This window comes from Bacillus sp. 3103sda1, from assembly GCF_024159135.1.
GTDB lineage: Bacteria > Bacillota > Bacilli > Bacillales > Bacillaceae_G > Bacillus_A > Bacillus_A rhizoplanae.
In genome coordinates, this window is the sequence record NZ_JAMYWS010000001.1 from 4,654,122 (window position 1) to 4,669,857 (window position 15,736).

Annotated in this window: 19 protein-coding genes; 9 read left to right on the forward strand and 10 right to left on the reverse strand. The window is 37.8% G+C overall.

The features are described from left to right. Positions 1 to 78 precede the first annotated feature (78 nt). Positions 79 to 303, reverse strand: a complete 225-nt coding sequence (locus tag NKR74_RS23340) for a YuzB family protein (RefSeq protein WP_253630998.1) — start codon at positions 301 to 303, stop codon at positions 79 to 81. Positions 304 to 581: 278 nt separating this feature from the next. Between NKR74_RS23340 and NKR74_RS23345 the strand changes: the two genes are divergently transcribed. Beyond that, complete coding sequence (locus NKR74_RS23345) at positions 582 to 1,289, forward strand: RsfA family transcriptional regulator (protein WP_253630999.1); 708 nt, start codon at positions 582 to 584, stop codon at positions 1,287 to 1,289. Positions 1,290 to 1,656: 367 nt separating this feature from the next. After that, on the forward strand, positions 1,657 to 2,502 hold the full coding sequence (lipL, locus tag NKR74_RS23350; protein WP_253631000.1) for an octanoyl-[GcvH]:protein N-octanoyltransferase: 846 nt from the start codon (positions 1,657 to 1,659) through the stop codon (positions 2,500 to 2,502). Positions 2,503 to 2,534: 32 nt separating this feature from the next. Here lipL and pta read toward each other — a convergent pair whose 3' ends face one another. Continuing rightward, positions 2,535 to 3,506 carry a phosphate acetyltransferase gene (gene pta, locus NKR74_RS23355; protein ID WP_098310080.1) on the reverse strand — a complete coding sequence of 324 codons (972 nt, stop codon included), beginning with the start codon at positions 3,504 to 3,506 and terminating at the stop codon, positions 2,535 to 2,537. Positions 3,507 to 3,730: 224 nt separating this feature from the next. Between pta and hemQ the strand changes: the two genes are divergently transcribed. From hemQ to gerQ, 3 genes are all read left to right on the forward strand, one after another. Continuing rightward, positions 3,731 to 4,474, forward strand: coding sequence for a hydrogen peroxide-dependent heme synthase (hemQ, locus tag NKR74_RS23360; protein WP_253631001.1), 744 nt, complete (start codon positions 3,731 to 3,733; stop codon positions 4,472 to 4,474). 203 nt (positions 4,475 to 4,677) lie between these two features. After that, positions 4,678 to 5,100: a cell wall hydrolase gene (locus NKR74_RS23365; RefSeq protein ID WP_253631002.1), complete on the forward strand. Its 423-nt coding sequence runs from the start codon at positions 4,678 to 4,680 to the stop codon at positions 5,098 to 5,100. A 26-nt stretch (positions 5,101 to 5,126) separates the two neighbouring features. Continuing rightward, positions 5,127 to 5,561: a spore coat protein GerQ gene (gene gerQ / locus NKR74_RS23370; RefSeq protein WP_098310083.1), complete on the forward strand. Its 435-nt coding sequence runs from the start codon at positions 5,127 to 5,129 to the stop codon at positions 5,559 to 5,561. A 161-nt stretch (positions 5,562 to 5,722) separates the two neighbouring features. Here the strand turns inward: gerQ and NKR74_RS23375 are convergent, their stop codons facing one another. The 3 genes from NKR74_RS23375 to NKR74_RS23385 form a co-directional block, all read right to left on the reverse strand. Next, the gene (locus NKR74_RS23375) at positions 5,723 to 6,091 is read right to left on the reverse strand and encodes a DUF423 domain-containing protein (protein ID WP_098310084.1); all 369 of its coding nucleotides are present in this window, start codon (positions 6,089 to 6,091) and stop codon (positions 5,723 to 5,725) included. Positions 6,092 to 6,154: 63 nt separating this feature from the next. After that, a complete protein-coding gene (locus tag NKR74_RS23380; RefSeq protein WP_098310085.1) occupies positions 6,155 to 6,436 on the reverse strand; it encodes a YwdI family protein in 282 nt (93 codons plus the stop codon). 6 nt (positions 6,437 to 6,442) lie between these two features. Next, complete coding sequence (locus tag NKR74_RS23385; RefSeq protein WP_253631003.1) at positions 6,443 to 7,435, reverse strand: potassium channel family protein; 993 nt, start codon at positions 7,433 to 7,435, stop codon at positions 6,443 to 6,445. Between the two features lie 96 nt (positions 7,436 to 7,531). Between NKR74_RS23385 and NKR74_RS23390 the strand changes: the two genes are divergently transcribed. The 3 genes from NKR74_RS23390 (at position 7,532) to NKR74_RS23400 (ending at position 10,395) form a co-directional block, all read left to right on the forward strand. Continuing rightward, positions 7,532 to 8,815 (forward strand): purine/pyrimidine permease, encoded by a 1,284-nt coding sequence (locus NKR74_RS23390; protein ID WP_253631004.1) that lies wholly within the window; start codon positions 7,532 to 7,534, stop codon positions 8,813 to 8,815. Between the two features lie 229 nt (positions 8,816 to 9,044). Continuing rightward, on the forward strand, positions 9,045 to 9,866 hold the full coding sequence (locus NKR74_RS23395; RefSeq protein WP_253631005.1) for a Cof-type HAD-IIB family hydrolase: 822 nt from the start codon (positions 9,045 to 9,047) through the stop codon (positions 9,864 to 9,866). 232 nt (positions 9,867 to 10,098) lie between these two features. Continuing rightward, a complete protein-coding gene (locus NKR74_RS23400) occupies positions 10,099 to 10,395 on the forward strand; it encodes a DUF3817 domain-containing protein (protein WP_098310089.1) in 297 nt (98 codons plus the stop codon). Positions 10,396 to 10,468: 73 nt separating this feature from the next. On the opposite strand, the gene NKR74_RS23405 is transcribed toward NKR74_RS23400, so the two are convergent. From NKR74_RS23405 to NKR74_RS23425, 5 genes are all read right to left on the reverse strand, one after another. After that, positions 10,469 to 11,146 (reverse strand): uracil-DNA glycosylase, encoded by a 678-nt coding sequence (locus NKR74_RS23405; protein ID WP_253631006.1) that lies wholly within the window; start codon positions 11,144 to 11,146, stop codon positions 10,469 to 10,471. A gap of 19 nt (positions 11,147 to 11,165) precedes the next feature. Beyond that, positions 11,166 to 12,158: an ABC transporter permease gene (locus NKR74_RS23410; protein ID WP_253631007.1), complete on the reverse strand. Its 993-nt coding sequence runs from the start codon at positions 12,156 to 12,158 to the stop codon at positions 11,166 to 11,168. After that, positions 12,151 to 13,068: an ABC transporter ATP-binding protein gene (locus NKR74_RS23415; RefSeq protein WP_253631008.1), complete on the reverse strand. Its 918-nt coding sequence runs from the start codon at positions 13,066 to 13,068 to the stop codon at positions 12,151 to 12,153. Before NKR74_RS23415 ends, NKR74_RS23410 begins: the two co-directional genes overlap by 8 nt. Further along, the gene (locus NKR74_RS23420; protein WP_253631009.1) at positions 13,065 to 13,874 is read right to left on the reverse strand and encodes an SGNH/GDSL hydrolase family protein; all 810 of its coding nucleotides are present in this window, start codon (positions 13,872 to 13,874) and stop codon (positions 13,065 to 13,067) included. Before NKR74_RS23420 ends, NKR74_RS23415 begins: the two co-directional genes overlap by 4 nt. Positions 13,875 to 14,002: 128 nt before the next feature. Next, complete coding sequence (locus NKR74_RS23425) at positions 14,003 to 14,980, reverse strand: LacI family DNA-binding transcriptional regulator (protein WP_253631010.1); 978 nt, start codon at positions 14,978 to 14,980, stop codon at positions 14,003 to 14,005. 133 nt (positions 14,981 to 15,113) lie between these two features. On the opposite strand from NKR74_RS23425, the gene NKR74_RS23430 reads away from it, so the two are divergent. Continuing rightward, positions 15,114 to 15,734, forward strand: a complete 621-nt coding sequence (locus NKR74_RS23430) for a YczE/YyaS/YitT family protein (RefSeq protein WP_301287744.1) — start codon at positions 15,114 to 15,116, stop codon at positions 15,732 to 15,734. Positions 15,735 to 15,736: the final 2 nt, after the last annotated feature.

Consider the following 15,736-nt stretch of genomic DNA (forward strand, 5'->3'; position numbering starts at 1 on the left):
ACTAATTTTGTTATACAAAACTTTTTTACGCCCTGAAAAACTTTAGTGTACAAAAAAAAGATACGATATCGTATCTTTTTACTTGTGTAACTTTGCTTCAATTTTTTTAATTAACTCATCTTCATTTGGTGCTGCAACTGGACGGTTATTTACAAATGCAAATGATTTCTTACGACCAGGACCGCAATACGATTGGCATCCAATTTGAATATCTGCACATTCATCTATTTTTTTTAAACGCGGTACTAACGTCTTAATATTCGTTGCCTGACAATCATCACACACACGAAATTCGTTTCCCATTTTATATAACACTTCCTCTATTTGAAACTTTTCTCAAGTACATATAACAATAAACACTAAATGGTATTTTACCTTTCTTTTTGATGTGATGCAAGTTTTCTTCCTGCCAGGTTTCATGTCAAACCAATCACATACTCTCGCTTTTTCGCACAGCAAATATAACCTGCAAACACACTTCCGCTCAAAATCTACCATAATTTTAAAAGCTTTGTATAAAAGGGGTTTATTTTGTCCATTCTAAAAATAAGATATTGATAAAAAGAAAGGGAGATGAATCTATGAAAGTAAGACAAGATGCTTGGACTGAAGAAGATGATTTACTTCTTGCTGAAACCGTTTTGCGCCACGTTCGCGAAGGAAGTACACAATTAAATGCCTTTGAAGAAGTTGGTGATAAATTAAATCGTACCTCAGCAGCTTGTGGATTTCGTTGGAATGCTGTGGTGCGCTATAGTTACGATCAAGCATTACAACTTGCGAAAAAGCATCGTAAAGATAAAATGCGTGCAAATGGCGGCGAACAGGCGAAAAAACGCCTTCTATATACACCGCCGATTTCATCTACTGTAACAACCGATGAAAATATAGCTATCGAAATTGAGCAACCTATTCAAACCGTTCAAACCGTTCAAAACGTTCAAACTGTTCAAACTGCCCAAGTAACGCCAACAACTTCTTCCATTGCTATGCACGACGTTATCCATTTTCTACAGTCACTCGGAACTTCTAATGTAAAAGTATCCGCGCTTGAAAGAGAGAATGAGAGATTGAAACAAGAAATTGCCGAGTATATGCGAAGAAATGCTGAATTAGAAACGAAAGTGGAAAAACTAGAACAGCAATCAACTACAGTTCAAGAAGATTACGAGACGCTGATGAAAATTATGAACCGCGCGCGTAAACTTGCATTAATGGACGACGAAGAGCGTACACAAACCTCGTTTCGCATGGATCGAAACGGAAATTTAGAAAAGATTGCGGAATGAGAAGGATGCTATGATAGCATCCTTTTTATTATGGTTTCATTCACCGTTTGAAATTCTTCCATCTTAGATTCTCTACGTACATCGGGATAACTCTCTTTTTTCGGATTTTCTTTTAACTCTAGTTTTTTCTAGCTTTTTCAATCCTTTCAGGTTCTTCTTCACAACCTTCCTCTCTACTCTCTCTTTTTTGCTATAATAAAGTGAAACTTCCATCAGTGGTGTTTTTTCCCCCCACTGATGGGAAGCCCGCCCAATCGGGCCTTTACGGGCAGTTATCCCCCACCTATCTTCTTCGCTTTTCTCTGAATCTTGAGGTGGGGGGTCTTACTGATAAATATTGTCATTTTATAGATAAGGGGTTATTTACATGAGCGATTCTCGTTCGATTCTATCTCAACCAGAGTGGCGCATTGTTGACCAATCGAGCTTAGGTCCGCAATTCCATGCGCTGCAGTCTTTCGCAATGGATGATACGTTATGTACAACAGTCGGAAACGGTACATCTGCTGCAACAATGCGCTCTTGGGTTCATCACAATACAATTGTTCTTGGCATTCAAGATACACGATTACCTTATTTAAAACAGGGAATTGAATTTTTAAAAAGTAAAGGTTTCAATGCCATTGTCCGCAATTCAGGCGGGCTCGCTGTTGTGTTAGATGAGGGTGTTCTGAACGTCTCTCTTCTATTCCAAGAAACAGAAAAAGGCATTGATATCGATCTTGGCTATGATACAATGTGGCATTTAATTAAAGAAATGCTAAAAGATTATGATGTCAATATTGAAGCAAAAGAAATCGTCGGCTCTTACTGTCCTGGCAGCTATGATTTAAGCATTGACGATAAAAAGTTTGCTGGTATTTCACAGCGCCGCATTCGTGGAGGCGTTGCTGTACAAATTTATTTATGTGCCACAAATAGCGGTTCAGAACGCGCTGCACTTGTTCGTGATTTTTATAACTTAGCTATTCAAGGAGAAGAAACAAAGTTTACCTATCCCGAAATCGTTCCAAGTACGATGGCTTCCTTATCAGAACTACTTGGTGAAGACATTACCGTACAAAATTTAATGATGCGACTTTTACAAACGTTACAGCACTTCACACCGCAGTTAACACCGTCACAGCTTACAATAGACGAAGTACCATTATACGAACATCACTTACAGCGCATTATTGATCGAAACAATAAATCACTTGGATTAGAAAACTAAAAAGCCCCGCAGATGCGGGGCTTTTTTCATAATTATAGTGCTTGAGCTGCTGTAATTAGAGCTAACTTGTACACTTCTTCTTCGTTACAACCACGAGATAAATCATTTACTGGCATGTTTAAGCCTTGTAAGATTGGTCCCACTGCTTCGAAGTTACCTAAGCGTTGTGCAATTTTGTAGCCGATATTACCAGCTTCTAAGCTTGGGAATACGAATACGTTAGCATCACCTTTAATAACAGAGCCTGGCGCTTTCTTTTCTGCTACAGATGGTACGAATGCAGCGTCAAATTGGAACTCACCGTCTAATGTTAACTCAGGAGCCATTTCTTTTGCGATGCGAGTTGCTTCTACAACTTTCTCTGTTTCTGGAGATTTCGCAGAACCCTTTGTAGAGAAGCTTAACATTGCAACGCGTGGATCGATGCCGAATAATTCAGCTGTTTTTGCACTTTCAATCCCAATTTCAGCTAAATCTTGGCTGTTTGGAGCAATGTTGATTGCACAGTCAGCGAATACATATTTCTCTTCTTCACGTACCATGATAAATACGCCAGAAGTTTTTGTAACGCCTGGTTTCGTTTTAATGATTTGAAGTGCTGGACGAACTGTATCAGCTGTAGAATGAGCTGCACCGCTTACTAAGCCTTGTGCTTTTCCCATGTATACAAGCATAGTACCGAAATAGTTTTCGTCTTTTAAGATTTCACGAGCAGCTTCTTCTGTTGCTTTACCTTTACGGCGTTCAACGAAAGATGCTACCATTGCATCCATTTCTTCGTATGTAGCTGGGTCATAAATATCAACGCCTGCTAATGTTAAGTTCATGCTAGCAGCTTTCGCGCTAATTTCTTCTTTATTACCAACTAAGATTGGTTTTACTAACTCTTCTTTTGCTAAACGCTCTGCAGCGCCTAAAATTCTTTCATCAGTTCCTTCAGGAAGTACGATAGAAACGCCTTTCCCTTGAACTTTTTCTTTTACTGTTGTAAATAAATCGCTCACGAATAACCCTCCTACAAATTCAAATCCATATTTAAGAATACCGCTTTTTATCTATATTTTAAACTTATTGCTTCTAAAAAATAGGCAAAATAAAAATGATTATATTTTCTTAAAATTCCGCCATGAAATGTGACAATTTTGTGCTTCCAAGATTCCGATACATGCTTTTTCATCTATATATGATATAGTTAACGTGTAAAACTTGACTATTCGAGGTGAATCTAATGAGTGAAGCAGCAAAAACGTTAGATGGTTGGTATTGTTTACACGATTTCCGTTCTATGGACTGGGCGGCATGGAAAACATTATCTAGTGACGAACGTCAGCAAGCAATGTTCGAATTTTTAAACATCGTTGAAAAATGGAACAAAACAGAAACTGCAAAACAAGGTAGCCATGCAATGTATACAATCGTTGGACAAAAGGCTGATATCATGTTCATGATTTTACGTCCAACAATGGAAGAATTAAATGAAATTGAAGCAGACTTCAATAAAACAACATTAGCAGAGTATATGCTTCCTACATACTCTTACGTATCTGTTGTGGAGTTAAGTAACTATCTTCCTGCTGAAGAAGATCCGTACCAAAATCCACAAATTCTTGCGCGTCTATACCCAACATTACCAAAAGCAAATCACGTTTGCTTCTATCCAATGGACAAGCGCCGCCAAGGTGATGATAACTGGTACATGTTACCGATGGAAGAGCGTAAAAAATTAATGTATAGCCACGGCAAAATCGGTCGTCAATATGCAGGAAAAGTACGTCAAATCATTACCGGCTCTGTAGGTTTTGATGATTATGAATGGGGCGTAACATTATTCGCTGATGATGTTCTTCAATTTAAGAAACTTGTATACGAAATGCGCTTTGATGAAGTAAGTGCACGTTACGGTGAGTTTGGAACATTTTTCATTGGAAACATTTTACCAAGCGAGAAGGTCGCAAAATTTTTACATGTATAAGCTAAAAAGGAACGATTTTTCGTTCCTTTTTTTATACCCTGCTAACACTCTCAGTTGAATCAACCCTCAATCAAACTAAAGATTATCCCTCATCACAAAACATGGCTTAGTTGTCATATCTGCTCCTTTTTTTTCATACCTATGAATTAGTGATTGTTCTACACTTTCTTTTCTCTAGCAGAGTAATAAGAGAGGTGAAAGAGATGGGTGTTATTGCCTATACAGATGAAGAATTAAGACTACTCGCAAGGTTAATGCGGGCAGAAGCAGAAGGAGAAGGGCCTAAAGGAATGCTTTTGGTTGGAAATGTCGGCGTCAATCGCGTAAGAGGGAATTGCTTAGACTTTAAAAAGATTCGAAACCTTCGTCAAATGGTATTTCAAAGTCCTGGTGGGTTTGAGGCGACGCAAAAAGGTTACTTTTATCAGCGTGCTCGTGAAAGTGATGTCGCTTTGGCAAGACGCACAGTTCAAGGTGAACGCTTTTGGCCTGCTAATTTTTCTTTATGGTTTTTCCGACCACCAGGTGATTGTCCGCCAACTTGGTTTAATCAAGAAAATTCTGGTCGTTTTAAAAACCATTGCTTTTTCCAACCAACCGGTGAAGCCTGTCCAGGTGTATATTAGTGAATTGAAAAGAGGAGGGATTTTGTATGGCACAGCAACAAAACCCATACTATGGGGGAGGATTTTATCAACCATCTGGTGGATATATGCAGCCGCAACCAGGGCAACCAGGACAACCAGGACAACAAATGCAAATGCCACAAACGCCGCAACCTACTCAAGCGCAAATTGCCGCTTCTCAAGGCATGCTTCCACTTGAGCAATCGTATATTGAAAATATCCTTCGTTTAAACAAAGGAAAACCAGCGACTTTTTTCATGACATATGAGCGCGGCAGCACACTTGGTACACAATCCTATACAGGCATCATCGAGGCTGCAGGACGCGATCATATCATTGTAAGTGAACCTAAGTCCGGAAAACGTTATTTACTACTTATGATCTATCTTGACTATGTAGAATTTCCTGGAGAAATCACCTACTTCCCAGGACAACAACCAGCAACTTACCCTCCAAGATGATAAGAAAAAGCTGGCAAATGCCAGCTTTTGTTTTATTTTTATCCCGCCCAAACAGCTGGTAAGAGGTTAGATAAGGAAGTAAGTACAAACCATCTGTAAGGGCCCGATTGGTTCAACTAACCTCTTGGGAAGAAAAACGTTTCCCAAGAAGAAGTTTCACTTTATAATCCTTTTACGACCGCAGTTCCTAATAAAACCCAGCCTACAATAAATGCTACGCCGCCAAGCGGAGTGATTGGACCAAAAAATTTCATACCAGTTGTACTTAATGCGTATAAGCTTCCGGAAAACATAATAATACCTGCCACCATACACCAGCCTGCTGCGCTTACAAGAGAAGATTGAATCTTGTCCATTAACAAAGCTACAACAAATAATCCACCTGCATGAAACATTTGATACGTAACACCTGTTTTCCACACATCTAACATTTTCGCAGAGATTTTCCCTTCAAGTCCATGCGCTCCAAATGCACCGAGTGCAACAGCTAGTGCAGCTGCAATACAACCTAATAAGAAGAAAATTTTCATTGGAATTCCCCTTTTTATTTTTATAATAAAAAATTTTTTACACATAATCCAACTATTTAACTCTTAAAAATCAAAAAGAGAGTTTCCATTTGCATCGTCTTCTTTTATATATACAGGCTCTCCTGAAAACGAAGCAATTGGCTGAACCGGCATTTGCGGCGCTATAACATGTGTTTGTATTTTCGGCTCAACATACGCAGGAACTTCCGTCTGTTCTTCAAGCAATAAATCGCATAATGCACGAACAACTAGAAGATGTTCTTTCGTTTTATGTGATTCGCTTCCTTTCGCTTTTGCAATTTCGCTTGCCATTTTATTCAAAATCTTATCGCTAGATATTTGCATTCTTTATCACCTCATGTATTGTAATTCTTTCTCAAATTGCTCCAATTTCTCTACTGGACCAAATACTATTATCATATCACGTTCTGCCAACTTTTCCGCCCCTGTTGGGTTATGAATAATATGCCCATCTCGCAAAATCGCTAAAATCGTAACATCAAAACGATTTCTTACATTTCCTTCTATTAATGTTTTCCCAATTAAGGATGACCCTGCAGCCATTTCAATTTCTTCAATAGCAAAATTCTGTTCTGTTCCATATAACACTGTATCTATATAATTAACCGTTAAAGGATTTGTAATGCCTTTTGCAATATGAATTCCCGCCATACTGGATGGATTAATAACTTTATTCGCGCCAGCGCGTCTTAGCTTCTCTTCCGATTCTTGTTTTTCTGCCCGAGCTATGATTTTAATATTCGCATTTAGGCCCCTTGCAGTTAATGTAATAAACACATTTTCTGCATCACTGGCAACGATTGCCACTAAACCAATTGCCCTCGTAATACCAGCTTTATGTAACACCCCATCTTCTGTTGCATCGCCGTGTACATATAAAAGCTTTTGCTCTACTAATACAGACTCTTCTCTATCAACAACAATAAACGGAATGTTTTTTTCTCGTAATTCTTGCACAACTTGCAAACCAACCCTGCCGCACCCGCACACAATAATATGATCTTTTATTTCTGCAATTTGTTTCTCCATCTTCTTCCTCCGCATCGCTTGAAATAAATTTCCCTCGACAATCATAGCTGCTACTACCCCAATTGCATACGTCACAATACCGACACCAAGTGGAATAATTAAAAGGGCAAAAATCTTTCCTGCTTTCGTTAATGGGACGGCATCTCCATATCCAACTGTTAATACAGTAATCATTGTCATCCAAAATGCTTGAAACATACTAATCTCTTCTATTATCATAAACCCGATTGTTCCAACAATTACAATGAAACACATACATATAATTGCAATAATCAATTGTTTACGTGCACTCATGATATTCTTTCATCTCTTTTCTCTATGTTCAATCTTTGCCACAACAAATCAAATACATATATACTAGAAACGGAATACAAGAAAGAGGTCGATAAGATGAAAACATTTCTTTCTGCCTTGCAATGGGCATTATTTATTTTAGCCGGTAGTCTTATTGTTCCGATTAGTGTTGCTGCTAATTACGGACTTGAAGGGGCAGAGGCTATCGCTTTTGTACAACGAACATTATTTGTTCTTGGCTTTGCCGGCATATTACAAGCTGTATTTGGACATCGCTTGCCAATTCAAGAAGGGCCTGCTGGACTTTGGTGGGGTATATTTTCATTATACGCAAGCCTCGGAATTACGTTATTCGGGTCAAGTGGTGAAACACTTCGTGTATTACAATATTCTTTTTTACTAAGCGGTCTCATTTGTATCCTTCTTAGTGTATTTGGGCTTATTGATAAGCTCGTGCGCTATTTTACACCAACTGTCGTCGGAACATATTTATTTCTTCTCGTTGCCCAGCTAAGCGGCTCCTTTTTGAAAGGAATGTTTGGACTTGATGGACAACATAAAGAAATACAAGGAAAAGTACTTCTTCTTTCTCTCATCGTTATTTTACTATCATTCTTTATTATGAAGCTACCTGTTCTGGGACAATATTCTGTTTTATGTAGTATCGTAATCGGCTGGATTCTATTTGCTTACTTCGGACTCTCTAATCCGATTACACCAGTAAATGATATCATCCATCTTCCTTCTATCTTTGTTTTCGGTATGCCCCGCGTAGAATCGAATATGGTCATTACGGTTGTTTTCGTAACACTACTACTGCTTACAAACATGTTAGCAAGTATTCGCGTTGTGCAACAAGTCGTTTCAAAACATGAAGAAATCCCAATACAAAATCGATTTAAACAAGCAGGGGTTATTACTGGCATCAACCAGCTTCTTGGGGGCCTTTTTTCAGCAATTGGGCCTGTTGCTATTTCTGGATCAGCTGGTTTTATTTCAACAACAAATATTTATAAACGATTACCGTTTATTCTAGGTTCAACCTTTATTATTCTCATTAGCCTATTTCCGAAAGTTACATCTTTCTTTGCAGCGATTCCAGTAGCTGTTGGTTATGCAGCTATTTATCCTGTATTTGCAAGTATGATTGGGCTAGCTTTTCGAGAATATGAAACTGTAAAAGATAAAGAGCGCTTATTCAAAGTTTCCGGTCTCGCTCTCTTTACCGGGATTGGTGTCATGTTCATCCCATCAGAATCCTTTTCTTCACTTCCACCGTTTCTTGCATCCTTTTTAAGCAACGGCCTTGTACTCGGTTCTGTAATGGCAATTATACTAGAAGTATTATTTTCTCGTTCAACGGACAAACACACATCTTAGAGAAAAGCCCCTATTAAAAACCAGTTGAGCCAATCGACACAAAATGTAAACCAAATTGGCAAACTTCAAGCATTGCAGTCTATTTTAAGTATTGTTACGATAATAGAGACATATACGAGCAGACAAGATTCTTCTGCTCGTATATGAATGCGCACGGAATCGATTCCATTAACAGAGAAGTTCGGTGTCTTATAATTTATTTTAAATTCATATAGGAAGGACCATTCAAATGTCTTATAAAATGATTGTACTAGATTTAGATGATACATTACTTCGCGATGACCATACCATTTCACCGCGTACAAAAGAAGCGCTGATGAAAGCACAAGAACGCGGCGTGAAAGTCGTACTAGCTTCTGGCCGTCCAACATTTGCGATGTGGGCGATTGCAAAAGAACTTCGTTTAGAAGAATACGGAAGTTTTATTTTATCGTTTAACGGCGCAAAAATTATTAACTGCAAAACAAATGAGGAATTATTTAGCAGTACGTTATCACCTGAAACCGTTCATAATTTATATAAAACAAGCCAGCATGAGGATGTTTGGATTCATACGTATATCGGCGATGACATTGTAACAGAAGAAAATAATCAATATACAGAAGTTGAAGCTCATATTACGGGTATGCCAATTATTGAAATTGATAGTTTTATAGATACAGTGAAAGAACCTGTTGTGAAAGTATTAATGATGGAAGCACCAGAACGCCTTGTAGAGGTTGAAAAAAAATTACAACAAGAATTTGAAGGACAATTAAGTGTTATGCGCTCAAAGCCATTCTTCTTAGAATTTACAGAGGCTGGCGTAACAAAGGGCACAAGCTTAAACCAACTCATCCAAAAACTTGGTATTCAACGTGAAGAAGTTATCGCAATGGGCGATAGCTACAATGACCTAGCAATGATTGAATTTGCTGGCCTTGGCGTTGCAATGGGCAATGCACCTGATGACATTAAAGCCATTGCTAATCATGTAACAGACACAAACATGAATGACGGTGTTGCAAAAGTCGTAGAACAATTTGTATTAAACAGCGAAGTGCTTGTATAAAATAGCCTGCTCGTTGAAGATTAGTTAAACCAATCGTCTATAAAATCCCGCTGAAGTCAAATATTTCAGCGGGATTTATCTTTTATTTTTAGCAGCTTGTGAAGATATTTTGAACTTTGCACTATTCTTGTAGTGTAAAGTTTATTTTCGATTATAATGGAATAAAATAGGCTATTTTATTCACAAAAAGAATACAAATTTATCATAGACAGGCTTATAAGGAGGTCATTTTATGTTATCAACACCGATTGGACGTTTAAGAGTTATTGGAGTACTTGAAGGAATTTCTTTTCTCATCCTTCTATTCATCGCAATGCCGCTAAAATATTTTGCAGGTTTTGCAAAAGCCGTTACTGTAGCAGGTATGGCACATGGTGTCTTGTTTATATTATTCATCTACGCTGTCTTTCAAGTAACCACTATTCATCATAAATCAAAGTCATGGGCATTTGGTGCGCTTGTTGCATCTGTTATTCCATTTGGTACGTTCGTACTAGATGCGAAATTAAAAAAAGAAGAAAATAAATAAATAAAAACAGACCGCTACATATGTAGTGGTCTGTTTTTTAAATGTATAAATCTCTAAATGAAAGAACTCTCATTTAGAGGTTCGGAATTTGCCAATCAATCTCCCGTTCTCCTTGTTTTACTAACAAGTTGTTTATTTTTGAAAATGGTTTGCTGCCAAAGAACCCTCGGCGTGCTGATAATGGGCTTGGATGAACAGATTCAATAATATGATGATTTGGATTTGTAATGAGCTTTTTCTTTGCCTGAGCAGGTCGCCCCCATAACACAAAGAGAACTGGTTTCTCACGTTCATTTAACAATTCAATAATGCGATCTGTGAAAACTTCCCACCCTTTTCCTTTATGGGAATTGGCTTCTCCTTGACGTACAGTTAATACAGTATTTAGTAAAAGCACACCTTGCTCTGCCCATTTTACTAAATAGCCGTTATTCGGGATTGGATAGCCAAGGTCATCCAGTAATTCTTTATACATGTTTTGCAGTGACGGCGGCGTACGTACGCCAGGTTGCACGGAAAAACTTAAACCGTGCGCTTGATCTGGCCCATGATATGGATCTTGTCCTAAAATAAGTACCTTCGTATCTTGATAGCTTGTATAATGCAAAGCATTAAAAATATCCTCCTGCTTTGGATATACAACATGTGTATGATATTCTTCTTTTAAAAATGATTGTAATTGTTGATAGTATGGTTTCTCAAATTCAGGTGCGAGCAACGGTGCCCAATCATTCTTTAGTATTTGTTCCATTTTTTCACTTCCTATCGTATTAATTGACCATATCTTGTTTTGTAAATACTGCAAAAGCAATAATGAGCGATACAACTGCCCAAATTGTTAGATTAAGTAATGAAAAGCTCATCGATAATCCTTGCAGTGCTGGTAACTGTCCTGATAAGTAATCCGTTAACGATAAATTGACACTAAAAATATATTTTGCACCTTCCCAAGACGTTGCAAAATTATTTAAGATACCTCCCGCAATTAATGCTGCCAGCATAACTCCCATGCCAGCCGGTATATTGCGAATCAGTACGGAAACCATAAATGAGATTGTGCCGACGACAACCGCAACAAACCAAGCAAGCCCGTAAGCCATAATAATATATTGCCACTGCGGAATAAGATGAACAAAGTTTGTGTTTAACGTATCCTTTTCAGTAACAAACCCTGTCAGCACCGGTAAATTCCATCCCGAATAACCAAATACAATTCCTGATATTACATAAGAAATAACACCAACAAGTAATAAAATGAGCGAAATAAACAACACCATCGTCACGTATTTACTTAAAAGAATTTTCCAGCGCCGAATTGGCCGAGTAAGGAGCATTTTCATCGTTCCATCGCTCCGTTCTCCCGATACGATATCAATTGCTACAATCATGACGAGAAGCGGAATAAATAACGTAATTCCTTGTTCAATAAATAAACGTACAAAAGTCGGTGCTCCTGGAGCAATTGGATTAATATTATGATCTAAATAATATTGTTGCTGTTCTATCCTTACTTTTAGCCAGTCTTTCCATTCTTCCGGTAGACGCGAGCTATTTAAACGATTTTGCGAATCAACAATTTGCTGCTGCAACGATACTTTCCAATCACTAGTACCAAGACGTTTTATAGTCGTCTGCACTTCCCGATACTGCGCATACACAAAAATTGGAATTAATATCGCCAAAATGAGCATGACTACTAAGATGCGCTTCTTTCGATATATTTTCTCCGCCTCATTATAGACGAGGTTCGCAAATTCACGCATGTTGCTCCCCCTTTGTCAGTTCCATAAATAAATCTTCTAATGTAAATACAATTTCTTTTACACTATGAACGTCTACATCGTGCTCTACTAATTTCTTATTGCAAAAACTTACACGCTCTTGATTCATCCGGCATAATAATCGCCCTTCTTCTATTACAAGTTCTGTCACTTCACCAGATTCTTCAAGCACTGTCTTTGCTTTTTCAAGCGGTGTAACAATCCACTCCATACGGCCACTCGCTTGCTTCACTAATTCTTCAACCCTTGCTACCGTAATCACTTTCCCCTTATTAATAATCGCAACCCGGTCACAAATCATTTGCACTTCACTTAACAAATGGCTGGAGATGAATACGCTCATGTTTTCCTCTTTCACAAGTGTATGCACAAATTCACGAAGTTCTCGAATACCAGCCGGATCGAGCCCATTCGTCGGTTCATCTAATATAAGGAGTTTCGGATTCCCAAGAAGAGCTTGTGCAATCCCAAGACGTTGCTTCATTCCAAGTGAATATGTTTTCACCTTATCGTGAATGCGTTCATCAAGATGTACCATTTTTGCAATTTCTATAATACGCTCATCAGAAATCCCGCCCAGCATGCGAGCAAATTGCTTTAAATTCTCAAAGCCAGTCAAATATGTATACAATTCAGGGTTTTCAACGATACTCCCAATTTGCCTCATCGCCCCGCGAAAATCTTCTTTTATATCATAATCACCGATTGAAATTGTTCCCTCTGTTGCTTGAATAAGACCGACAAGCATACGAATCGTTGTTGTTTTCCCCGCTCCGTTTGGCCCCAAAAAACCAAATACTTCTCCTTGTTGTATATCAAACGATACATTTTCAACAAGCGTTTTTTTCTTAATTACTTTTTTTAAATTTCGTGCAGATAGTACCGTCGTCATTTCTCTTCACCCCCAGTAAGCTTTAATTTACTCACAACATTTTGTAATAACCGATCCGCTATGAATGTATAGCCTGTTTCATTCGGGTGAAAGTGATCAGAATATAATAAATCCTTACCACGATTTTGGAACATATCAAATGTCGGGACAACATATACGTTTGGATAATCGAGTGCAATTTTTTCTAATGACGCATTCCAATCAATAACAATTGGAGACGAGCCTTTTAGCTCTTCTACATCTTCAAATGGATTATACAAACCAATCCAGAAAATTGGGCTGTTTGGATTTAATTGCCGCAGCTTGGATAAAATTTGCTTCGCATTATTTTGAAATGTTACTGTATCAGGGCGATACGTCGTTAAATCAAGATTCCCAAGCGATTCCCATCCTGGAAATAAGTCATTTCCTCCAATTGTCAAAACAAGCACATCAGCTTTCTTGATTGCATATCCGGCGCCGCTGCTTTCCATTTGTTTCAGTAAATCAGGCATTTTTGCACCGCTCACCGCTAAATTTGTAAGCGCTACCTTTTGTTTGTATTTCGTTTGCAATTCATTCTTCATACGTCCAATATATCCAATGCCTTCTTTATCTCCAACACCGCGCGTTAAAGAATCACCTAAACTAACAATTTGTAACGTTCCTTTTTGTTGTTTCCCTTTTGCTTCTTTTGGCACAGCGGGAGTTAACTTAGAGACTTTCGGATTTAGAACATCATTTACACCGGCAATAAAGCCGTAAGCAAATAAACAAAAAGATGCCAGTGTAACAAATAAAATAGCTTTCACAAATTTCGATCTCATCCTAAAACCCCTTTATCCCCTTATAGATTGACCATATTATACCAAATGGAAATTCGAAAAGCGATTTTCATCAGCCTATGAAAAAAGCACAATCATTTTAATCCAGATTGTGCTTTTCACTTTATTCCTTATGTTGTAAGTCTTTCCGTTAATTTCGCAAATAACTCAATTCTTTTTACTTCTTTTTCTCTACTCGTAATTTGGTCATGCAAAATTGTAAACGCACCTGCACCAACCTCCACACTCGAATGAGCAATTGTTGTAATATCTAGTATCTCTGCAACTTGCTGATCATCACAACCAATAATCGTGATATCATCTGGAATAGAAAGGCCGCTTTTTTGGGCGGCTGTTACAATACCAGCTGCAATATGATTACAAGATACAAGAAGAGCGGTTGGACGCTCTTTCATATGAAGCAGTGATTGAACAACACGTTTCCCGTCCTCTATTGTAAAACAATCTACAAACTCCCAATCCTCTTTCGGCATAACATGGATAGATGATAAAGCGTCCAAGTACGCTTGCTTTCGATTTTGACTGTTGAAACTATTACTTCGTCCAACGCAGTATCCAATTCGTTTATGTCCCTTTTCTATTAAATACTCCATTCCTAATGCAAACGTTTTGTAGTGATCAATATGAATACTAGAAATTGTATTTGATATCGTATCTTCACACGTCACAATTGGACCAAACTTTGCGTACTTCTCGATCTCCTGACAATCATTGATTTTCGAACATATAATGACCCCGTCTAACTTTTTCATCTTTAACATATTCAAAATTTCTATTTCTTTATCAGCACTATAACCTGTTTGACAAAGCATCATATTGTAATTATGTTTTGCGGCCTCTCTTGAAATGCCTTCTATAATTGCACTGTAATATTGATTGTTTACAAACGGAAGGAGAACACCAATAACATTCGTTTTCCCTCTTACTAAATGGATGGCATTCGAATTTTGCGTATAATTTAACTTTTCGATAATTGCTAATATCTCTTTTCGTTTTTGCTCATTTACATACGGATGATTATTTAAAACGCGTGAAACGGTAGAAATTGAGACACCTGCCATTTCTGCGATTTTTTTTATATTTGGCATAATAAAATCCTCCTTCCCATCATTCATATTATCGCATACAAAAAAATTTTAGAAATGTACCCCTTGACCTGGTAAGCTTTTCACATTATATCCTTTGCTAGCAAGCTTATTAAGAAAGGATTTGTGTTTCATTATGAAAATTAAGCTAGAGTATATCTTTTTTATAGGTGGATTACTGCTACTCTCTCTCGGTATAAATATGATGACAACGATTACTTCATTTGGTCTTAGTCCGTATGATTCGCTTTTCATTGCTTTATATCAAAATTTTGGTTTAAGCATCGGATCTTGGATGTTTATTATCAATCTTATCTTTACCCTTATCGTACTGTATATGAACCGAAAGCGCATTACAATTGGTACAATCGTAACGATGGTGCTAATCTCCGTTTTTGTTGATATGATTGGCTCCGTTGCATTTATAATGGATGGCATTCGAGCTCTTCCAAATTATATAACACTTATATGCGGAAATGTATCTGTCGGCGCAGGGATCGGTATCTATGTTTCATCACAGCTTGGCACTGCGCCGCAAGAAGCATTTGTTTTAACAATCTCTGAAAAAACAAAGTGGTCCTTTCAGAAAACAGAAATTTCTCTAGCTTGTCTATTTTTAGCTGGTAGTTTCATGCTACATGGGCCTATTTATTTTGGTACCATTATTCTATCTTTTACAACAGGCTGGCTCATTCAAACATTTATTCAAATTGGTACAAAAATCTTACAAAGTAGTCGTACGCAAGAAGCCCATTGAAA